Raw genomic sequence first — 20,877 nt, 5'->3', positions numbered from 1 at the left:
CCTTTATAACACCTAGTACAATTATCATAAATATTACTTGCGCCACAACAAGATAAAAACAAACTCCATATTAACAATAAACTTAAGCACGACCTATCTCCGCACTACCTAGCTTTTGAATAAATTGAATAACCAAGATGGAAAACACAAAAATAGGTAATGCCCAGGCTATACCTATTGCACAATAACTGAGCCAATCTAACCATTCATCAACTTTCACTAAGGAATCCGGAATAAGTGCAAGAATGAAACTACTTGCTAATATAATGAGTATCCAAAAATTTGGCTTAACACTTTTCATCATATTTTTAAATATTTGATGAGCACCCCAATAGTATATTACCATAGTTGATAATACCTTGAATGCGAAAACGGAAAAGCATAAATTTTCTGCCCTTGAAAGGAATTGAACCTCTGTATATTCAAATAATGTCATTACTGGTAACAAATCATTTAATATTTGATTGAAGCTAAAAAAACCGTAGCAACATAAGGTGATGATGAGACCATTTAACAAAGTGAACAAATTCCCAAGAAAGAGAGCCTTTGTCCATTCCCCTTCTACCGTTGGAAAAAAAAGTATAGCCACTTCTAAACCCAAAAAACTAGTATAAACTTGAAATGCTCCTTTGAAAAAATCTGTTTCTCCTTTAAAAAAGAAAGGTGTTAAACGTGCAAAATCAAATTCTGGAAAAATATAAAAAATTAAAAAAAGCATTGGAATCACGAAACAAAATAAAACAAAAATTGCTTTAGTCATGTTGTAAATTCCACCTCTTAATAATTGAAAACTAAGAATCATAAAGCATAAGATAAAAACCGATACGGGAAGTTCACCAAAAAACATCATTTTGAAAATGATGATATATTTCTTCATAATCATGCTTGCCATTCCAACCCAAATACCAATAATAACCAAATAGAAAGGCACCATTACCCATTTAGGAACAGTCTCCTCAATGATTTCAAAAATTGACCTTCCTTTACCCAACTTATAAATTATCGCAATCATCACAATATTAATATTAACCAGTAGGAAAATTAAAATCATACTTAACCAGCCATTTGTCCCGAAATATTGTGCAGTTATTCGAGGTGCAGAATACAAGACGAGACCATTTTGAATCATAAAGATAAGTATAGAAAGTTGAAATGGTTGAAGCCGTTCCTTCATACGATCACCTTCTTTCTTCTTTTTTGTTTTTATTCTCCGTTAGGACAGTTTTCACTTCTTACTATTAAAAATGCCCTATTATTGTCTATTAAGCTTTTGAATGTTGGAAAACTTTCGGAATTTAAGGTGTAGTCAAAAATTCTTAAAGTGTATTATCATCAATAGTAACTTCATTAAAAGATAATCATTGTAACTTTTGTTCGAAAGCGTTATAGCAGGATGAATTCTTATGTAATATTTTTCTATTATTTACCATTTAAGTTGAAATATGCACCTTGAAATCCCTTTCATTCTTTCAATATATATAACAATTAAGCTTAGTGTTATTACTTGTCTTATTTATCACCAGCTCTAATAGTATTAATTTAATTCTCTTCTATAGAACGTTTTCAAAATTCACTTTATATTTATCTCATCCTTTTACTGAATTGCCAGGAAGAGCAATAAAAAAAGAGTCGCAGAAGCAACTCAAGATCTTGTTCAATTATTGCGCCAGTAGTTGCATAACAGACTACCTTGGTTTACTAAATTTATCCATTTAATTATATCAATAAATCTACTTCTATTATCCTGCCATTTATTCCAATTAAAAAAGCTGCAATTAGGCAGCTTTTTAAGTTCAACTAACGCTCTCTACAGATCCAAAAGAGATAGTGGGTTAATCCTTTAAAACTTCCTTGCGTAATTCACTAACTGCCATATCGCGTTGTTTTCTTTATTATTCGGTCCAAGCCTATTACAATTTTCATATTTAAATACCTTTAATTTTTGCAAAACCCTAATAAATTTTTCAGAGGTAACTAATTATTATGTCGTTTGTTAACTTCAATCGTAATGAACTCTGGCAAGTAGCTGGGAGTACATCCTTTTGCTACTATTTCATCTTTGTAAAGACCCGTTTTCTCACCAAGTTTAATACAACGTGCACGATTCTTTTCATCATAAACGCCGATCCACCCTGCGGTGAAATTCATAGCCCATTGAACTTCCGGTTCTTCCTGCGTAATATTAGCTTCTATTGCAGATAACAAGTCTGCGGTGTTTTCAGGCGGTGTTTGTCCAGTCCATCTCAATCGTCCTTGATAATACCAGAAAGCTCTCCTTTGAAGAGCAGAAGGACTATTTTCCCATGACTGCATCAATGCAATTTTCTTCTTGTCTTTAGTGAGCTGATTAGCCATTAACCAATCCATTAAGTTATTTCGCTCATCAAAAGTGTGAGTCTGCATATCCTTATCAAGCTTATTTAGAACATCCTGTGAAAGAAGGTTTTTGTCCATAATTAAGATTGCTAATAGTCTGGGCAAAAACTCTTTGGTTGACCAAAGTTCCTTAGCTAGTTCATGATCTTTTTTAATGTCCTTCGCGATTTTTCGTAAGTCGCCTAGCTTAGTTTTACTATTGATCTGAGATAGAATGTTTTCTGCTTTTGAAGAGCGTTTTATTTCTGTAACTTTTTTTTCATACATTTTATACAACTCCTTTATTAAAGCATTGTTTCATAATATGTCCTTGCGGGATATATCAAGAACTTAATTTCGATATAAGTCATAATGAAACGCACCAGTTTGTTCAATAAGGTTATGTAAAAAAAATCCACTATTTTATGTAAGTAAACCCATCTTTTGCAATATTTTGTAAGTTGTATGGTTTAAAATTGGTAAAGAATTCAGTGGAAAGTATGCTAACTCAAGACTTTCATGGTCTTTTTTCAAATCTCCTTTTATATCTAATGCTTTGTAGATTACTGTAGCGTTATATATCTCATCTCCATTTGGAAATTTGAAATATAAATCTTTTCCTGAAACAACTCCTAATAATTCCAGATTTCCTGCATAGAGTCCCGTTTCTTCAAAAAGCTCCTTTATGGCAGTTTCTTCAAAAGAATCACCTATTTCCATGCCACCACCAGGGACTCCCCAATCATTGGTATCTGAACGTAATTGTAACAATAATTCATTTTCATTATTCATGACAACTATTGCAGAACCAGGAGCAATTATCGGTTTGGTACCTATAATTTTTCTTAGATCTTTAATATAATTCATTCAATTCTCTCCTATTAACAATAACTATTACTTTATTCTATCTTTATAAGTTAATTTGCATAAAGTTATTTCCTTCTAGTTCATAAAACCATTGACATTTAATTAATAAAAAAGAGCCTCTATAGAGGCTCTTTTTATTGAACTAACTCATGTGTTAGTTGCATTAGGAATTGATTTTCTTAATAAAGCCCCACAATATTTCAATATTAATTTGGCAACAGTTTCCTTAGGAGTAGTATCAATGCGAAAACAGTTTCCAATGCCCTTCGGAGACAACTTCAACTTCTCCGTCGATTACTTTGATGGCGGTTTGATCGTCAATCGCATACCCCGGTCCCTGCATACCGGCTGCCCATCTCTCTGCGGCAGCAATGGTATTTCCCGGAAGCATCTCGTGATTCAGGTGCGGAAAGATTGAAAAATCAACAAGTCTCAGTGTTTCATCACCACCGTCTGGTGGAGTCCAGCCAACGAAGTATTCCCCTATGTTAGGTGCCATCACCATGCTCCCAGCACTCATTCCCACATAGACTGAGTTCAGTGACGGTAAAAGGTCTGCCAGCCCGGATTGACGCATCCAGTGGTACAGGTAGAGGGCGTCGCCGCCTGACACCAGCAGTACATCTGTCTCCTTAACCAGTGGTTTCCAACGGTTTTCGTCGATGCTTGGCAACGCTGTGAGCTCCAACACGCCGACCGACTTCCAACCGAGGCTGACCATGGGATTCTCTTCTTTCCCACTGATGAACTCCCAGGCTTTTACGCCAGGACCAACCCAAGGGTGTCCATACATCGCAGTCGGGATGCACAGGGCGTTGGAGTCAGCAATTGGCTTGCCTAGCATATCAACCAACGCGTCGTGTATGCTTTTGTTATTGATGCCTCCAGATGTAAGCAGAAATTTCATAACTTCACTCCTTATCCTTGCTTTGCACTGCCAAGTTAGTTCATACTTCTATGATAGCAACATTAGCTTTATGAATGTTTAGAACACTTCAATTGAATCATTTTTAGCCGATGTTCAGTTTATTTGTCTATTGGAATATCTGGTGAATGTCAATCAGTCCTATGCTTTACAATTCTACAAAACTTATATAAAATCCTTGTTCAACTATTCTGCTAAAAATTTCAATAAAAAAAGCCACAGCTGTGACTCATCATCTTCAACTAACTCGACAGTTAGTTGAATTATAAGTTTAATATTTTACTTAAATATGGTTTAGCTAAGTAGAATGCACTTACTGTAAAAAGTTGATTTATTTCTCCGTTTTTTATTTTAGAGGATATATTTTCAACATCTACTAGTTTGAAATCGATAAATTCAACTGGATCCAATTCTTGCTCATAAGCTTGATAAGCATCTAAAATTAGATATGAAATTATTTTATTATTTTGTGTTGCGGGATTAATAAAGAATTCTCCTAATAAGATTGGTTCCGATGCAGAAATATAGCCGGTCTCTTCCTTTACTTCTCGTAAAATAGCCTCTGCATAGGTTTCTTTTTCTTCTGGCTTACCTGCTGGAATTTCTAAAAAGAAGTCCTGAGCAGCATGTCTGTATTGTTCAACCAGTAATATTTGATTCTCTTTTGTTATTACAATAGCATTTACCCAATTAGAATATTCATTTATATAATAATCTTCTATAATATTTCCATCTGGTAATTCACAACTATCTTTTCTTAAATTTCCAAAAGGAGTTTCGAATAGATATTCCGAACTTAGTGTTTTCCATTTCTGCATATTGATAGCTCCTTAATATTCAGTTTACTGTATTTATTTCTCTAATTATTTTTATTCTCCTTGTTCAACCTTCCCCAGTTAGCACAATAAATGATGGACTACCGAAGTAGTCCATCATTGGTTCAACTAACGCTCTTGTTAGTTGAATAAATTTTTGAATTAATTCCTCCACGTTATCGAGCGTGAGAGATTTTTATTTCGTTTCATATGAAACGACGGAGCGAATCATCGGATTGCCAGTATCCATATCTCCTGCAAATACTTTATACCACTCTACCCCTTTATAATTTTTCCATAAGCGGTCTGCAAATGGGCTGTTATCTAAACCAAGGGTTGGCACATATGGAGACGGAGCTTGGGTGCTGAATACAAGGAAATACTCCTTAGGTACGTAAATGGAGTATGGACTAAGATCTACTCTGACCCAACCAGCATTGACGCCTGACTTTGCTGCAATAGAATTTATTAGTTTCTTACCTGGTCCTCCATTTGGTCCAGTCGCATCATATACATCAACTTGAAAATTTTCCCCGCCCGGTGTATACCAGTGTGGGTTCACATAAAACAGACCAGCAGTTAGTAATGCTTGTTCCTGTCCATCCTTCAATGACATTTTTACTGCAATCTCATCTTTTCCAGAAACCGCAAATATATTTTCAGCTGAGCCATCGTCATAGCTGATTTCATCTTCTGTACCAATATAAGGCTTTAATTTTACATCAATTAAAGTGATGGAATCACCTTTAATTTCAACCTGTTTACGGTAAGTATGAAAATATGGGGCACTCACTTCAAGTGTATATGTTCCTTCAAAAGGTGTTAAAGAATATTTACCGTTTGAATCTGTTCTTTCTGGAGCTATAGCGGCGTCTTCAATCAGTTTCACCGTTGCTCCTTTAATCGTTTTTTTGGTATTGCTATCCTTGACTGTTCCTTTGACGATTCCTTTATCTAATGGGGATAACTGTATATCTACTTTGGTTGATGCATCTTTTGTTACTCTTACCGTTTGAATCTTTTGCTCAAACCCATATGCCTCGGCTAGTAGGTGGTATTCATCCGCTGGAAGTTTCGTGCGGAAGCTTCCATCAGTTGGATCAGTCGTTAAAAGCCTTCCATTTTCAACTATCTGTAATTTCGCGCTGAGTGGGACGAGCACTTGTTTTTCATGAGTGCTTTGTAGACTAGAAATTTCTCCAATTGGTTTAAATGCAATCGTTGATTGAGATGGTTGATATACATCACCTGAAGGCTTATCTTCTATAGCAACATCATCTAAGTACCAACCTAAATTTGTTTTGTAACTATCGGAATGGAGACGGTAAGCTACATAAACGGTTTTCCCTGAGTAGGAAGACAAATCGACAGAAATGTTTTCCCATTGCGTGAATAAATGCCCTTCGTTTGTTTTAGCCACTTGCCAGTTCTTCATGTCTTCAGAAACGAGTACTTGACCCCAATCATCTGTCCCAATATAAAAGGTTGGAAAACCATAGGTCTGTTTAAAGTTAAGGAATAAGGCTTTTCCTTCCTTGACTTGGATTGGAGGCATAGTTAGCATGGATTCCTCATTGTTGCTGTAGCTCCAATAATCGAGATCATTATCGAGATTTTTTCTCCAGTCATCGTTCGTAGTCGCGAATACATTGCTCCCTGAAGGCGCCTTCAGGACTGATGTCATAACTTTCCCCCAATTCCACGAACTGTTTCTGCCGGTACTGTACCAACCTACTGGTGTTTTTTCAAAGTCAGTTGAGTACCCGACTGACACCGCTTCTTTTAAGGGTAGATGAACAGGGGTGGTTTTAATACTGTTTCCCGCATAGTCCGTAATTTTCCAGTAATATGTTATATTTTTCCCTTTTACTTCATCTAAAGGAAGTTCAATTGAATAGTAACCACTTTTAAAATCGCCTTTAAAAAGTTTAGCATTTAACGACTGTGCTAGTGCACTATCGATTTGATAATTAAGTTCCACAGTGGAAACTGCAAAATCATCAGAAGCTTGTACAGAGAGTTTTAAAGGTGCATTAGCATAAGCATATGGAAGAGGCTCATGGCTTGCTACTGGTTTCTTTTTATCGACAGTTTTAATACCTACTTTTCCTTCTATACTACCGACACCATTAGTACTGCTCTTAATCATACCTGTCAGGTCAAGTAATCCTCTCCCATAGGCGTCATTCGGGGAAGTTGGATACTTTGAATCGGATATTGGATTCAATTCGGCATACAAAGTTTCTTTAAGCTTGTCGATCGACATGTTTGGCTGCATTTGCTTCAAGATGGCTATGGCCCCTGATACATGAGGTGCTGCCATGGAAGTTCCATTTGAAAAAGCATATTTATTATCTGGGATGGCTGAAATAATATCTTCCCCTGGTGCAACCAAATCTGGCTTTATCTCAGTGTCACCATAAGGTGATGGGCCCCTTAAAGAAAAATCTGAGATTCGGTTGGCTGAATTCGTTGATCCAACTGCAATGACTTCTGGGTAATTAGCTGGATTCGTTATAGAACCTGGCCCAACTGGCGTCCATTGAGAATGGTTTCCTGCTGCAAAAACCGGTGTAATGTCGGCAGCTACCCATGCCTTAACAACTGTTCTAAACCAGTCATTTAACGAAGAACTGCTACCCCATGAGTTATTAATGATGTCCGGTGCCATCTCTGGATGAGGAGTACCGTTTTCATCTTGTGGAGCTAGTAGCCATTCTCCTGCTTTTAGTAGGTCTGTATCCAATGCACCATATTCTGAAAATGCGTTAACAGCAATCCAGCGTGCTCCTGGAGCTACTCCAGTACGGGTACCTGTTTCTTGGTCATAGCCAACCATTGTTCCTGTTACATGCGTACCATGTCCAATTGAATCAATTGGAGTTGGACTATTTCCAACTAAGTCAAGCCAGTTGAAAGTGTGTGAAAATGAGCCGTCTGGATTGAGTCCTCGGTATTGATTTTTAAGTGAAGGATGATTTACGTCCACTCCAGTATCAATTGTTGCTACAACGACTCCTGTTCCATCCAGACCATTTTCCCATGCTTTCTTAGCCTGAATTTTATCCAGGTTCCAAGGTAGCTCATTAGTCAATTTTTGGACATGAGATGTCTCCGGTTTTGGCGCAGCATTTCGTTCGTTTAGATAAATATGCTTGACTTCCGGATAAGTCGCTATTTCCTCCAAAACCTCTTTCGTGGATGAAAATGAAACAGCATTCACAATGTAGTAAAATTGATCATCCTTCAGTTTACCTTCAGCTTTCTTTTGGTCAATTAAATTCTTGATATGATGCTGTGTTTGCTGAGCATTCGTTTGTAGTCCTGACACGACAGATGAACGGACTCGAAGCTTTTCTTGGTAGTGGGTAGACTTCAACTTCTGAGCCTCTTCCCGAGCTTGATTAGCGATCTGTTCAACATCCGCTTGTTTATTTAACTCTACAATCACATTCGTGTACTTGTTTTTTTCAAAGGCCTGTATTACTTTCGGATCCACTTTTCCTTCCACTGGGTTAGGATTCAAGTTATTTGTTTTGTTACTACCAAGTGCAAGTGCGTAGTTCGGTAGGAAAAGACTAAAAAATAGAATAATAGATAATAGGATGCTTAAAATTAACTGACTTAACTTACTGACTTTTAGATTTTTTCTCAAACAAAATCTCCTTTCAAATGCAATATTTTTATCGCTAAACACTACTACCTCCTTTTGTGACATCAAAACTGACTTAATATTATAAATGTTCGGAACATTAAACAATACTGGATTTTTAATGATAGTAATTTAATAAATAAATGATAATTTTGTCCGCTGATTGACGGAGAAAAAACAATGACTTTTGGATTACATCTTATTAATGAGTTTCTCTTATAAAATTTTAAATCAAGTATTATGAAAATAGCATAAACTCTAAGGATTATAAATTTCGGTTTGGTTTTATTACGAATAATTTTTTTTAAAGACTAATTTAAGTAGCAAAATAATAGAACCTTTGGAGTGGATAGTTTTCCTAAAAAAGTGAGAAAAGGATAAGTTATTGGATTATTATGGAAGGGATAATAAGCCCTACTCAAAGAGTAGAGCTTTTATTGCAACTCACGCCCATAATCTAACATTCTCGTTAGTTAAATAACGAATTTAATACTTAAATAACTAAAATACGTTGGGTTAATTTTTGATAAATTCCCCCTATATTCTTTTCAAATATCTTATTTAATATTTAAAAATAATGATTTTACATTCGAATGAAACTAATAATAGAAGATAGTTTGATACCTCCTAATAAAGAATTAATTAATGGAGGACTATCATTATTAAAGGAAATTACTTCTTCTTATATAGATTGATCTATTGTCCCTTTGATAAATTTTGGGAGAAAATAATCCTCTTCAATATATATCCTAAGAGAAAACTCAACCGGTTTACTATTACCTCCAACACCAATAATAACTCTTAGATCTATTGGTGAATAAACAACAGTGTGTAACGTTCCAAAGTATTCCTTATAGTGTTTAAAAAATAATGGGGAACTTTCATTATTAAAATGATGATAAACTGACATCATGGACAGACTCCCAGTTAAAAGAGATTCTAAAGTCTCTTTTCGTTTTACAGAACTTTGTATCTGTACCCTGTTTTTACATTTTAAAGATTCTGACTCAAAATGATTTGTGCATATAAGAGGATAGGAGAAATTTATTACTTGCTGATGTGGAGTTGCTTCTACAATGGCAGTTTTACCACTTGAATCTGTGATGGAGTAATTGTAACAATAACCATGAGGAATATTTTTAATAAAAGTTATAGCCTCTTCAATATTTGCACTTTGTTCTAAAATCATTCTAACAATTGTCGTTGCAATAAACCCCTCTTGACTATGCTCGTTATTGACAAAATGTAACCCTACAACAAGGCCTTTTTCATTCATTCCATCGAGCCTACCAACGACTTGCTGACTAAAACCGACACTAGCGTATCCATCTTTAGGATTTATAAATACAAGTCGTGCATCATACATATCAGGACTAAAATCATAATTTCGAACATAATAACCGTCTTTTGCCAAAGTAGTACAACCCATCTCAGGAAATACTACATCATATCCACCAAAAAGTTTAATAGTATCCTCTAATTCAATGCCTGATCCCGTTGATACACCTTTTAATTCCTCAAATAAATTCGGCGAAACATCCTTTATTAACTTTTTCGCCCTTTGTACATTACAATTTTTTGTCAACTCTCTTAATTGGTCCAATTGTTCTAAATTTGGTAAAGAATTTAACTCCTTACCTTGTTTCATGCCTATTTGATAATAGTCCCCAACTAAATTTACTATTCTAACATTCAATTCTTCTTTTAAATGCATATTATATTTCCTCCCCAGAATTACTAACTCTTTTCCACACTAGAGATTCCCTGTATCATTTCCACTACATATTGATTATATTAACTAATTAGTTTACTATCCTGTCTTTCTCTGCTTTCATTAGACAGATTCTGCTCTGTATTACAAAATAGAGGACGATCGAAATATGATCATCCTCTATTCCTTATATAACTAATGCGTCGTTAGTTGAAGAGATAAATGTAAAATTAATTAATAAAAAAAATTAATTCAGATAAAAAGTCTGGTAGTTCTTCATTTTCCTCATAATATTCTAAAATACATTCTTTCAATAGTACTAATTCTTACAACAGGTTTATTTCAAATCCTGACCATCCCACAATATGAAGTTATCTGGTAAAGGATATTTACTTGTAATACAATCCCACCTAAAACCTACAATCTCGAAATTGTAGAGTTGCCTTTGAATTTTTAATGTCTGCTTGAATTTTAAAACTATAAGTAAATTCTAATTAAACTTATTTGCCAGTTAGCTAAATTACGAAGCAGCCCATGGTTGTTGATCATGCGTTGGTTGTACAAGTAAAAGTTTTTTAAAATTATGAGATACAATATTTTTCTTTAAATAACGGGCTTAATTCACTCCATACATCAAATTTATTACCATCTAAATCATAAAAAACAAAGTTTCTTCCAGTGTGACCTCTGTTTTCAATTTCTCCAACTTTAATTTCTTTTGCAATAAAATCTTTATGAATAGATTCTAAAGCACTTACTCCATTAACTTCAAAAGTTAAAGAAAAATGTTCTTTACCGTAAATATCATAGAAATTAGAACTTTGATTTTCTTTAGACTTAACAAGAAAGATACTTTGGTTTGCAAAGTTAAGAATTACTTTGTTTTTGTCTATATAGCTTAACTCTGCCCCTAATTTACTTACATACCATTCAGAGGAAACTTCTACATTAGACACTGGTATATATGTAGTGCCAACCCTTATTAATTTATCATTCATCATTTCATCTCCTATTCTCAGATAGTATTAAACTCTCCTCCAATGAATCTTGACCTCTTAGAAACTTAATAAAAAATCCCCATTATACCTTTTGTTGAAGAAAATTTTTAATTTGTACATTTAAGCTTGAATTGGTAAATAAATCTGTACTTCTTCATATCCTTCTCCCATTGGGTGATATGTCTCGATAATATAAGAATCGAGATCCCTTTGATAACCTTGTTCTTCTGCCCAATTCAATAGATTAAAATGAAGTTCTCGCAAATTAGATATATTCCCTCTTGTAGTTATGTAACTATTATTTGTTTCAATATAATCCATTCCTGTTGGTACTTCATGTAATTTCTTACTTACACTTAACCCAACATAATAATGACTTATACTATGCTCCGTATCCTTTTTAGGCTCAAATAAAGCAATTTCGGTTTCTGTTGGTATTAAGATTTCGCTTGAGCGACTTAATAGTTGCTTTGCAAGCAAGGGGACTTCATTAGCAAAATTTTCAAACTCGCCACTACCTTTTAATCCAACAATCTTAAATGATTTTTTAACCATCATAAACGACATATTAACCTTCCTTTCACATGAAAATTCGCTAATATTCTAATGTTATTATTCAACAAAAAATACTTTATTCCTATAATCAAATACCGTTCTCGTTTGTTCAGTTAGATAAAACTTTTTGATTTTGTAATTTGTTTAAATATTAATGATGAAAATATAATAAAAGGATCTCACATTTTTAGTACATGTGAAATCCTATATTATTTAGACTAATTTATTTTATTTTTCTGTTTGTCTTCTAATATATTTTTTATTGATTTAAGATCTTTCATATTAGCCTTTTTCATCATCAAGGACATGAACGGAGTAATAAATTTTGAGAAACCAGTTGGATTTCCTTTGTTCGAAAGTGTCATAAGTGTAGAATTACTGTGAATAGATTCCCATGTATAAGTTGTTTGCATTGGGAAAGGTCCATTAGCTGTTTTCATGACTAATTTTTGTTTAGGTATAAATTCAATAATTTCATAGACATATTTTAGTTCTTTCCCTAAAAACTTTGCTTTAAATGCAATTTGAGAACCGATTTTTAATGGTTTTTCGGTTTGCCAAATTGCGGAATCAATATTTACATACCATTCAGGGGCATTGTCTGGATTCGCGGCATATTCAGCAACCAGCTCTTTAGGACAATCAATTATAATTTCAGTTAGAACGTCTACCATTGATAACTAAGCCTTGTGCCATACTTCTGGATTTTTACCTTCTACATATTGTTTTAAAATATACATTAGTGAACCCCATGTTGTATTAATCATTGCATAAGGACCTTCCATTGATTCAAATCCAGAATGATTGAAATTTAACACAGTTGCCCCGTTTTCATTAACACTTAAATCGAATCGAATTGTTGTTCCTTTCCACGCAGGCATATCATGGTGAGCTAACCATTCAACGATTTTCCCCGGTTCGAACTGAATTACTTTTAATTGAAAGATAGCCTGACGATTATAAAAAGCAACTTCTGTCATACTCCCTAATTGTGGTTCTGCCTTTACATCAGTTGACCACCAACCCTTGATTCCTTCAGTCGTTGTAATGGCTTCAAAAACTTTTTCAGGCTTTGCATTAATTGTAATTTGGTGTGGCATATTTATCATGATTATTTCCCCGTTTCTTTTATTGTTTTTTATAGTTGATTAATTTAAATTTTATTTGAAAAAACTTGTCAATTTTTCTTTTAAGAAACTTGTCCAACCATTTGAATGATTTTCAGCCTCTTCTTCATTTGGTAAATCTGTATGAGTGACAATTACTTCTGTATTGCCATCGTTCTCAATAAATTCTACTGTTACATTTGTAAGTGGAAACTCCGTTTGTTGCTCCCATTGCCAAGTAAATACTAGTTTTTTATTAGGTATGATTTCTACATAATGTCCATAAACTATATGCTCAACGCCATTTGCAGAACGCATATTAAATTTATAATTTCCGTCTACTTCTACATTCATCTCAATTATCTTTGTTGTATAACCCTGTGGTCCCCACCATTTTTCTAATAGTTCTGGTTTAGTCCATGCAGCAAAAACTTTTTCACGTTTTACTGGATAAACATGTTTTAGTTTTAGCGTGAAATTTTGTGAATTATTTATTGTGATCACTTTTGTTACCTCCATCATCTTCAAATAATAAAAATTTCTCTAAACTTGTTAACTGATGCTCCCATAATGCCTTTAAATCATTAAGCCAAATTGTTACTTCTGATAATGCATTTGAATGTAGATAATAATACTTAAACCTTCCGACTTTCTTAAAAGATACTAATTCAGCGTTTTCTAAAACCTTCAAGTGCTTTGTAAAAGCAGGTAAAGACATATCAAAAGGTTCTGCTAGCCTTTTTACAGTTTTCTCCCCTTTCGATAACTCTTGAATAATTGCTCTACGTGTCGGATCAGATAATACTGAAAATACTTGATCAAGATTATTGTTATTATAGTTAACCATGTGGTTAACTATAAATTAAAAAAAAATAAAAAGCAAGTTCAATTAATTAAGAAATTCTTTTTAGTTTATTATATGAACAAAAAAAGGTATTTCCTTATACAGAAATACCTCCGTTAATCATTCTACTGATAAAATCTTCTAGCGAAGATGCGATCACGGTACGTGTATCATCTTCATGATTCCATACATATATTTCATCATTTTGAACGCTACCATCTTTTACCTTGTAACCAAATAAATCTCCATTGCCTGCATCAGAAAAAAACAAAAAATTATCTAAAGGAATCATATTGTCTCTAAAATCATGGATAGTCCTAAAAAACAAATTTTCTTTTACCATCTGTTCTATTGACCAAATCAAATAAATCCCATATTCTCCAAATACGCCATTTGTTTCACTATATAATTCTTTTAACTTTTTGGGTAATTCAACATTTAATTCTTTTTTTATTGATACTAATTCTGCATTTGTTGCAGGTGTTTTAAATTGATAATCATTAGATGTATCAGATATATAATTCTTCCACATAAAGTAAAACCCACCTTTAACTTACTTATTCATAGTTATATTCACCACATCCTAGCATTACTCCTGCTATTACTAAACTACTAGGACTCAACATAAAAAGGCTACCAACGGTAACCTTTTTTGTTCAATTAACGCGCAAGTTAGTTGAATTACACTATTAAATGGATTGATCCATTTTCAACAATAATGAATATTCCAAGAGCAATTAAAACAAATGGAACAACAATATGCCCATAACGTTCAATCCCTTTTGCAATTAAAGGATGACGAACTAATAAAGAACCAAAATAGCACCATAATGCAACTAAGCAAAGGAAAATAACTACAATTAGTATAATTTCACCGATACTTTTGCTTGAAAAATAAGGAACATATACACCAATATTGTCCCCTCCATTCGCAAAAGTGATTGTAGCTAATTTTAAGATATCAGGGTTTATTACTTTCTTTAACCAACCAAAACGACTGGTAGAATCTACTTCATCTTCATCATCTGATTCATTGTCTGTCCTTATGTCACCATCAACTGAACGAAGTCTTTGTTTTAGCTCCTGATAAAGTTCAACTAATTGCTTTACTCCAAGATAAATAGGGAATAATCCAAGAATTCCTATCCAAGCCTCTGATATAATTAGGGCTCCAAATGACCCGATTAAGCTGAAAAAAAGAATTAATATAAATCCTACATATTGTCCAAATACAATATAACGCTTTTGTTCACTTGTTTTTGCTTGTGAGAACCAGCTCATTAATAGGAAAATATCATCGATATTGGTTGCTGCAAAGAAGATAATACTTGAAATAATTAACGTAACGATTATTAATACACCCTCCTTTCTTAAAAAATTAATTTTACTAATTTTCATTTAAAATTACTACTCATTATTAATCTAAAATGCCAGTTTACAAAATAAAAAGACTACCGTAGCAGCCTATAAGTTCTTCAACTAACACGCCAATTAGTTACTAAAAATGAATAAAAAATATCTCTCTCTTACCCAATTATTGTGTAAAGAAACGCTATTTCCTGCTATTTGAAATAATGCATGAAACTATATTATCAATAAACGTTAGACCATGGACTTTTATAAAAAAAAGTATACAATTATAAAGGTAGTAAGTTCTTTTGCTTCTGAACAGATGGATTTGGTTTCATGGGTAAAGAACATAAAACTCACTCCACTTGGAGAGAGTTTTTTTATTGGAGGTCATAAAAGTTATCATCAAAGATTTTACTTACAGAAAGGTTGATAAATCATGTATTGGTATTTGAAAGTTTTGAAGAATTATGTGAACTTTAAAGGGAGAGCAAGGCGAAAAGAATATTGGATGTTCACACTGATTACAACGCTGATTTCCATTTGTATTTCATTAATAGAGTTACCGTTAAACACAGATTTAGGATCAAATATCTATGCAATTGCTACTTTATTACCTACATTAGCTGTCGCTACAAGAAGATTACATGACATTGGGAAAAGTGGTTGGTGGATTGTGCTTCCTACGGTACTTTTAATACCAGTATCACTTGTTATGATGGGGATTATAGCATCTTTTGATTTTTCAACAGGATACGGAGTTGGAATGACTATATTTTTTGTGCTTTGTATTGCTTACGGGATATTAATGTTGGTATGGACATGTACTGATAGTGAACATGAAGAAAATAAATATGGAAAAAATCCGAAAGAGAATGACTCTATGATAATTTAATCAGTAATGTCGTTAGGTTGAAGAAAAACATAAAATATGAAAGAGCTAGTTCCTAAAGTAACTAGCTCTTTTTTTTATTTTTTAACTGCTCTATCTATTTAATAAATGCATCCGTTAGTTACATAAGCATTACTGAGGTTTTCAACAGGATTCTTTTAAATTTTTATAGTACCCTCCAAAAATCCAACTTATAAATTCTCTAATTACTCTTTATACTTCTAATTCTGTTATAGAACTAACCATCAGTTTTGTATAAGGAATTCATAAATTTTATCATTTTATCGATTCTATAAATCGATTGATAAGACTTGACCAACTTCAATATCTACAATTAACTCTAAGTTAAAATATTGATTAAGCACCTTAATTGATTCAAGATTTTTTATCTCATTCCTTAGTGTCCAGCTACAGTTAGTTTAATAAGTTTAAAATTATGATTAAAAAGATAGATATTGATAAAAATCCAGCAATAAAATACCCAATATATTTTAATGGTTTAGGCAAGTTTTTTACTGAATTCTTACTAACAACATTTACAGCATTTCCTTCTATCTTGTTAAAGTGTTCTATTGCATCATTAAATGGTTTGTTTTCTTCTTTCATAAAACAGCCCCCTTTTTTACCATATTTCAACATATTTTCTTATTTTATTATTGTCAAAATTTAAATTGAACTATCTTGCCATACAAAAATATAATTGCATCCAACTACTGCTTTAATCATCAACTAACGCGCCCGTTGGTTCAATAGATTAAACTAAATCAAACTTTATCTATCTAAATGCTTTTCAGTAAACTAAATGTAATAAACAAATGAAGTTGCAATAAAATTATATAGGAAATATCCTATAATAAGGGCTAAAATACCACCTATTCTAGCCATTATAAGTGCTGTAGAGCTAGGCTCAGCATTTTTGAATTTCCATCCTTCACCCACATACCACCAAATTCTTGGGAAAAGTACTCCTATAACTCCCCAAAAAATAAATAAAATTGGAAATAATATAAAAACATTCATGCATTCCACCGACCCATGTATTTTTACTAACTAGATATATTAAGATATATCATTAAATAGATTAAATGATAAAAAGTATTTATTAAATAACCTCCATAAATAATATTCTATGTTAACACTGATATAACCTTTCTCCAATTCACATTACTAACTGTTAGCCAAATAGAAAATGACTGATTAAACAGTCATAAGTATTCCTTTCTGAACTTCCAATATGTCTCTATTCCTTTTTTTCATTAATACAATTATATAATTCCTTTCACTATTTCATTATAATTAAATCACTTTCTTATTCCACTGAACTGCCATTTAGCACAAAAAAAGCCGCATAAGCGACTCATGATCCTATTCAACTGACGTGCCAGTTTGTTGAATAATCATATTATGAATTTAGCAATAGACTACTACTTTACTCGAAAAGATGGTGCAATAAACGATCCTTATCCTCAAAAAACTGTTTCATAATTGAATAATGATTCGTGTCTTCTAATTTCGTCTCACTCATTCCGTTTTCAGTAAGCTGAATTATTTTAGAATTTGGGTAAGCCATAATAACAGGTGAGTGGGTAGAAATAATAAACTGAGAACCTTGATTAACAAGATCATTAATTCTAGCTAACATCGACATTTGTCGTAAAGGAGACAATGCTGCTTCAGGCTCATCTAAAATATATAAACCATTCCCTTGAAAACGCTCCATAAATGCGGAGAAAAAAGATTCGCCATGAGACTGTTCATGTAATGATTTTCCTCCATAAGAATCAATTATCTTAGGACCAGAAGATGGCTCCTTATCTAATTCCTCTATATTGGTTGCTATATTATAAAAAGTTTCTGCCCTAAAGAAAAAAGAATCGCTTGCTCTATTTAATCCTTTTACTATTTTGAGGTAATCATCCAAATTTGAGTGGGAGTCATAACTAGAAAAATTAAAGTTTAACGTGCCACCTTCTGGATTAAATCCTAAAGCTATAGCAATCCCCTCAAGTAAAGTTGACTTACCCATTCCATTTTCTCCAATAATATAAGTAACACTCGGATGAAACGTTATTTCTTGAAAATTCCGAATGACAGGGAGATTAAGTGGGAATTGATCATATGAATATATTTGTTCTCTTTTAAGATTTACAGTTCTAATATATTGAGATTCTAGACTTAACTTCACAATTATACACCTCGTATTTTATACAAGCCTTTTAAAACAAATGGTTCCAGGTTACTTGTTAAATGGAACTAATGGGCCAGTTAGTTGAATAGAGAATTTATTATCCAAAACTAGTATATACGCTAATCGGCAATAGGTCACTCCATAGATTTTACATCTAGTCGTATAATTAGAATATTTTTATTGTCATGCCAGAATTTCAAAGTCCATCCTTTTTTATGATCTACAAAACCAATAATATCCGTTCCCTGCTCCACTCGTTTGTAATACGTATCTCCGTATGCTTTAATCGCTTTGTCAATAGTATCATTTAGTTGAATACCTTTTGATGTTTTCGTTTCTTCACTACTGAATGTAATCCGGGTAATCTTATGACTTTTCTTATCTATCGCAATTATATTATTTTTTAAACGGTAATAAGTATGCTGGTCAGTTTGCAAATGTTTTACAGGCACACCATGTTTCACTATAAATTCGTCATCCATTTTTTCATCAAGCTTTATATCTTCAACATGCTCATTTGATAAATCAGTATTTTTAGCATGCTTAAAATAGTAAGAACGCTCACATTATATTACTATCGATAGAAAAATGAGACATATAATTAGGATGTTAGGTGATTTTTTCATGTTTACCTCCAAGAATTCAAATGGATAATTTGAAAATATCTACTAATTCAAATCCCTATTAATTACCAAATTTTAACATATTATTGGTTTACTTGTTCAACTTAACTGCAAAATAGTTCAATAAAAAAGAGACTACCGAAGTAGTCCATCGCTGTTCAACTAACGCGCCAGTTAGTTGAACAAAAATATAAGGCTATGTTACTGAAAATTTCTCTTTAAATTTTTTTCAATAAAGACAATTGGAATAAATAAAAAAAACATACTAACTCCCATATTAATTAATGTAACTACATCTAATGAAAAAGGTAAAATATACAATAGGAATATCGCAATCGCTATATTACAGATACCAAATCTAATGGAATAATAACCTAACAACTTTTGAGCATGATCCCAAGCTTTTTGTGATGACATGGACCGAAATGTGCGATAACCGTAAAAATGATTTATTTTTTTGGGAGCTTTTATTTTTTGTGCAATACCAATAACAATCATAAGAAAAGGAATAAATAAACTGATAAAATATAAAGATATATTGTCCAATCTCTCACCCCTAATTAAAGTGAACTTAATATTGTTCTGAAACCCTATCCATCTTCTACTAATATATGCAATATTTGAATTAGATTTTAGCTTTTTTCGTCCAAAAAATAAGTGCCAGTCCCCATTTCTAAACCCCATGAGATACATAAAAAAATACCAATTACAGATCAGTGGTAGATAAGTATATACCAGACATAAACATTAAAAATCCAACTTTAAAGATATTAGTACTTTTTTTCTACAACTCCTCCAAAAACGAGTTGATAATATATTGTGGGTTTTCAAAAGAAATACGCCTCCTGATTACCACCATATTTACATATATCATACCATGAATTGTTAAATTATGGAAATCACTAGAGAATCCTATAGAGCCAATCTCCAGTTTGTTCATTAAAAAAAGTCGCATATGCGACTCTTAATCTTATACATATACGCGCCAGTTAGTAGAATAAAAGAATAAATATTTTACACTACTTATTCATTTTCATGTTCACAAAACTGATACTACGCTTCCTTATTACTGGATATATATATATATTTCTTTTTTACAATATCATTCGTAAACGGTCATAATTACACCATCCATATTGTTACCCGAAATTTCATAATAGCTTTTATCATTTACGTTAATCGCTTTGCTTTGAAAAATAGGGTAATAAGTAATCTTATATTTATTCCGATTAAATCTAGCAGTAATTTGTTTTTCTTCTTTTAGGTAATCTAGATATTCTTCTAAAGCAAAATTCTTTTCCTTCATAATCGAACTATGTGGCAAACCAACATAGCGGATATGCCAAGGTTCATATTGAATTCCTGTTACATCCGTTTTATCCCTCGGATAGCGTAAAATGAACCCGTATTTCCAAGCATTATTTTCTATCCACCTTCCTTCGGGCGCATCTGCCATCTTCATTTGAGTTGATCCTACATCAAGAGATAATCCCAAATTGTGCTCGCTATAGCCGGCTGGCAGGGCATAGGCAGAACCCATTTCTTGATATAGAATACTTTGTTCCTCAAAGTCTCGAAAGCCACTAGTTATGGAGAAATTACGAACTCCATCTTTTTCTGCAGCAGTATTCATCTCTGAAAATCTACGTGCTATTTCCTCTGACAAATAAATTTCGCTATCTTTCAATTCGAATCCCTTTGTCAATTCATCGTGTGTAGAAAGATTTATTACATCCGATTTAATACTTTCTGGGTGAACTGGAATTTCACTTTTGACCAAAAGCAGATTTCCCTGATAGATTTGTTCTACAGTGATTACTTTTTGGAGAATATTTTCAGAAGTGCTTTTTCCCTCTACTTCATCATTAACTTTTTGATTTAGTTTTTGAGTTGCTACTTTTGGTTCAAATAACGGTTGATTATTTATGAAAATTAAACATATGCACATTAATAATAAAAATAGAAATCCCCGCTTCTTCATTTTTCAGTTTCCTCC

Annotated in this window: 22 protein-coding genes; 1 reads left to right on the top strand and 21 read right to left on the bottom strand. The window is 32.8% G+C overall.

Translation table 11 applies throughout. The features are described 5' to 3' along the window. Nucleotides 1-82: 82 nt before the first annotated feature. From ACX6U0_RS00775 to ACX6U0_RS00705, 15 genes are all read right to left on the bottom strand, one after another. Nucleotides 83-1,174 carry a GerAB/ArcD/ProY family transporter gene (locus ACX6U0_RS00775; protein WP_464958104.1) on the bottom strand — a complete coding sequence of 364 codons (1,092 nt, stop codon included), beginning with the start codon at nt 1,172-1,174 and terminating at the stop codon, nt 83-85. Between the two features lie 800 nt (nt 1,175-1,974). Then, nucleotides 1,975-2,643, bottom strand: a complete 669-nt coding sequence (locus ACX6U0_RS00770) for a DNA alkylation repair protein (RefSeq protein ID WP_464958103.1) — start codon at nt 2,641-2,643, stop codon at nt 1,975-1,977. A gap of 135 nt (nt 2,644-2,778) precedes the next feature. Continuing rightward, complete coding sequence (locus tag ACX6U0_RS00765) at nt 2,779-3,222, bottom strand: NUDIX hydrolase (RefSeq protein ID WP_464958102.1); 444 nt, start codon at nt 3,220-3,222, stop codon at nt 2,779-2,781. Nucleotides 3,223-3,460: 238 nt separating this feature from the next. After that, nucleotides 3,461-4,129: a Type 1 glutamine amidotransferase-like domain-containing protein gene (locus ACX6U0_RS00760; protein WP_464958101.1), complete on the bottom strand. Its 669-nt coding sequence runs from the start codon at nt 4,127-4,129 to the stop codon at nt 3,461-3,463. A 281-nt stretch (nt 4,130-4,410) separates the two neighbouring features. Beyond that, nucleotides 4,411-4,965 carry an NUDIX hydrolase gene (locus ACX6U0_RS00755; protein ID WP_464958100.1) on the bottom strand — a complete coding sequence of 185 codons (555 nt, stop codon included), beginning with the start codon at nt 4,963-4,965 and terminating at the stop codon, nt 4,411-4,413. A 193-nt stretch (nt 4,966-5,158) separates the two neighbouring features. Continuing rightward, the gene (locus ACX6U0_RS00750; RefSeq protein ID WP_464958099.1) at nt 5,159-8,617 is read right to left on the bottom strand and encodes a S8 family serine peptidase; all 3,459 of its coding nucleotides are present in this window, start codon (nt 8,615-8,617) and stop codon (nt 5,159-5,161) included. A gap of 679 nt (nt 8,618-9,296) precedes the next feature. Continuing rightward, complete coding sequence (locus ACX6U0_RS00745) at nt 9,297-10,328, bottom strand: C45 family autoproteolytic acyltransferase/hydolase (protein WP_464958098.1); 1,032 nt, start codon at nt 10,326-10,328, stop codon at nt 9,297-9,299. 578 nt (nt 10,329-10,906) lie between these two features. Beyond that, on the bottom strand, nt 10,907-11,323 hold the full coding sequence (locus tag ACX6U0_RS00740) for a VOC family protein (RefSeq protein ID WP_464958097.1): 417 nt from the start codon (nt 11,321-11,323) through the stop codon (nt 10,907-10,909). A 120-nt stretch (nt 11,324-11,443) separates the two neighbouring features. Further along, complete coding sequence (locus ACX6U0_RS00735) at nt 11,444-11,890, bottom strand: GyrI-like domain-containing protein (protein ID WP_464958096.1); 447 nt, start codon at nt 11,888-11,890, stop codon at nt 11,444-11,446. 206 nt (nt 11,891-12,096) lie between these two features. Continuing rightward, nucleotides 12,097-12,552: an SRPBCC family protein gene (locus ACX6U0_RS00730; RefSeq protein ID WP_464958095.1), complete on the bottom strand. Its 456-nt coding sequence runs from the start codon at nt 12,550-12,552 to the stop codon at nt 12,097-12,099. Between the two features lie 6 nt (nt 12,553-12,558). Next, nucleotides 12,559-12,987 (bottom strand): SRPBCC family protein, encoded by a 429-nt coding sequence (locus ACX6U0_RS00725; protein ID WP_464958094.1) that lies wholly within the window; start codon nt 12,985-12,987, stop codon nt 12,559-12,561. A 51-nt stretch (nt 12,988-13,038) separates the two neighbouring features. Continuing rightward, the gene (locus tag ACX6U0_RS00720) at nt 13,039-13,488 is read right to left on the bottom strand and encodes an SRPBCC family protein (RefSeq protein ID WP_464958093.1); all 450 of its coding nucleotides are present in this window, start codon (nt 13,486-13,488) and stop codon (nt 13,039-13,041) included. Next, entirely contained in the window at nt 13,472-13,831 is a 360-nt protein-coding gene (locus tag ACX6U0_RS00715) for an ArsR/SmtB family transcription factor (protein ID WP_464958092.1), read from the bottom strand. Before ACX6U0_RS00715 ends, ACX6U0_RS00720 begins: the two co-directional genes overlap by 17 nt. 94 nt (nt 13,832-13,925) lie before the next feature. Continuing rightward, nucleotides 13,926-14,360, bottom strand: a complete 435-nt coding sequence (locus ACX6U0_RS00710) for an SMI1/KNR4 family protein (RefSeq protein ID WP_464958091.1) — start codon at nt 14,358-14,360, stop codon at nt 13,926-13,928. Nucleotides 14,361-14,509: 149 nt separating this feature from the next. Next, entirely contained in the window at nt 14,510-15,226 is a 717-nt protein-coding gene (locus tag ACX6U0_RS00705) for a cadmium resistance transporter (RefSeq protein ID WP_464958090.1), read from the bottom strand. A gap of 391 nt (nt 15,227-15,617) precedes the next feature. Between ACX6U0_RS00705 and ACX6U0_RS00700 the strand changes: the two genes are divergently transcribed. After that, on the top strand, nt 15,618-16,073 hold the full coding sequence (locus ACX6U0_RS00700) for a DUF805 domain-containing protein (RefSeq protein ID WP_464958089.1): 456 nt from the start codon (nt 15,618-15,620) through the stop codon (nt 16,071-16,073). A 411-nt stretch (nt 16,074-16,484) separates the two neighbouring features. On the opposite strand, the gene ACX6U0_RS00695 is transcribed toward ACX6U0_RS00700, so the two are convergent. The 6 genes from ACX6U0_RS00695 to vanY form a co-directional block, all read right to left on the bottom strand. Continuing rightward, entirely contained in the window at nt 16,485-16,676 is a 192-nt protein-coding gene (locus tag ACX6U0_RS00695; protein ID WP_464958088.1) for an amino acid transporter, read from the bottom strand. Between the two features lie 192 nt (nt 16,677-16,868). Next, complete coding sequence (locus tag ACX6U0_RS00690) at nt 16,869-17,090, bottom strand: DUF6199 family natural product biosynthesis protein (RefSeq protein ID WP_464958087.1); 222 nt, start codon at nt 17,088-17,090, stop codon at nt 16,869-16,871. 409 nt (nt 17,091-17,499) lie between these two features. Beyond that, nucleotides 17,500-18,255 carry an AAA family ATPase gene (locus ACX6U0_RS00685; RefSeq protein WP_464958086.1) on the bottom strand — a complete coding sequence of 252 codons (756 nt, stop codon included), beginning with the start codon at nt 18,253-18,255 and terminating at the stop codon, nt 17,500-17,502. A 137-nt stretch (nt 18,256-18,392) separates the two neighbouring features. Next, complete coding sequence (locus tag ACX6U0_RS00680) at nt 18,393-18,722, bottom strand: hypothetical protein (protein WP_464958085.1); 330 nt, start codon at nt 18,720-18,722, stop codon at nt 18,393-18,395. Between the two features lie 360 nt (nt 18,723-19,082). Beyond that, complete coding sequence (locus ACX6U0_RS00675) at nt 19,083-19,427, bottom strand: SdpI family protein (RefSeq protein ID WP_464958084.1); 345 nt, start codon at nt 19,425-19,427, stop codon at nt 19,083-19,085. Between the two features lie 556 nt (nt 19,428-19,983). Continuing rightward, nucleotides 19,984-20,862 (bottom strand): VanY-A/VanY-F/VanY-M family D-Ala-D-Ala carboxypeptidase, encoded by an 879-nt coding sequence (gene vanY / locus ACX6U0_RS00670; protein ID WP_464958083.1) that lies wholly within the window; start codon nt 20,860-20,862, stop codon nt 19,984-19,986. Between the last annotated feature and the right edge of the window lie 15 nt (nt 20,863-20,877).

The organism is Gottfriedia sp. ABJ_BB2_2 (genome assembly GCF_055484705.1).
Note: the sequence above shows the minus strand (reverse complement) of the source record. Positions and strands in the feature narration are given on the sequence as shown.

Excerpts from the sequence above, each read along its gene's own strand:
- ACX6U0_RS00760 (WP_464958101.1), bottom strand. The coding sequence starts at position 4,129 with ATGAAATTTCTGCTTACATCTGGAGGCATCAATAACAAAAGCATACAC.
- ACX6U0_RS00715 (WP_464958092.1), bottom strand. The coding sequence starts at position 13,831 with ATGGTTAACTATAATAACAATAATCTTGATCAAGTATTTTCAGTATTA.
- ACX6U0_RS00695 (WP_464958088.1), bottom strand. The coding sequence starts at position 16,676 with ATGAAAGAAGAAAACAAACCATTTAATGATGCAATAGAACACTTTAAC.
- ACX6U0_RS00755 (WP_464958100.1), bottom strand. The coding sequence starts at position 4,965 with ATGCAGAAATGGAAAACACTAAGTTCGGAATATCTATTCGAAACTCCT.
- ACX6U0_RS00705 (WP_464958090.1), bottom strand. The coding sequence starts at position 15,226 with ATGAAAATTAGTAAAATTAATTTTTTAAGAAAGGAGGGTGTATTAATA.
- ACX6U0_RS00775 (WP_464958104.1), bottom strand. The coding sequence starts at position 1,174 with ATGAAGGAACGGCTTCAACCATTTCAACTTTCTATACTTATCTTTATG.
- ACX6U0_RS00700 (WP_464958089.1), top strand. The coding sequence starts at position 15,618 with ATGTATTGGTATTTGAAAGTTTTGAAGAATTATGTGAACTTTAAAGGG.
- ACX6U0_RS00730 (WP_464958095.1), bottom strand. The coding sequence starts at position 12,552 with ATGGTAGACGTTCTAACTGAAATTATAATTGATTGTCCTAAAGAGCTG.
- ACX6U0_RS00735 (WP_464958096.1), bottom strand. The coding sequence starts at position 11,890 with ATGTCGTTTATGATGGTTAAAAAATCATTTAAGATTGTTGGATTAAAA.
- ACX6U0_RS00745 (WP_464958098.1), bottom strand. The coding sequence starts at position 10,328 with ATGCATTTAAAAGAAGAATTGAATGTTAGAATAGTAAATTTAGTTGGG.
- ACX6U0_RS00770 (WP_464958103.1), bottom strand. The coding sequence starts at position 2,643 with ATGTATGAAAAAAAAGTTACAGAAATAAAACGCTCTTCAAAAGCAGAA.
- vanY (WP_464958083.1), bottom strand. The coding sequence starts at position 20,862 with ATGAAGAAGCGGGGATTTCTATTTTTATTATTAATGTGCATATGTTTA.
- ACX6U0_RS00690 (WP_464958087.1), bottom strand. The coding sequence starts at position 17,090 with ATGAATGTTTTTATATTATTTCCAATTTTATTTATTTTTTGGGGAGTT.
- ACX6U0_RS00725 (WP_464958094.1), bottom strand. The coding sequence starts at position 12,987 with ATGATAAATATGCCACACCAAATTACAATTAATGCAAAGCCTGAAAAA.
- ACX6U0_RS00710 (WP_464958091.1), bottom strand. The coding sequence starts at position 14,360 with ATGTGGAAGAATTATATATCTGATACATCTAATGATTATCAATTTAAA.
- ACX6U0_RS00740 (WP_464958097.1), bottom strand. The coding sequence starts at position 11,323 with ATGAATGATAAATTAATAAGGGTTGGCACTACATATATACCAGTGTCT.
- ACX6U0_RS00765 (WP_464958102.1), bottom strand. The coding sequence starts at position 3,222 with ATGAATTATATTAAAGATCTAAGAAAAATTATAGGTACCAAACCGATA.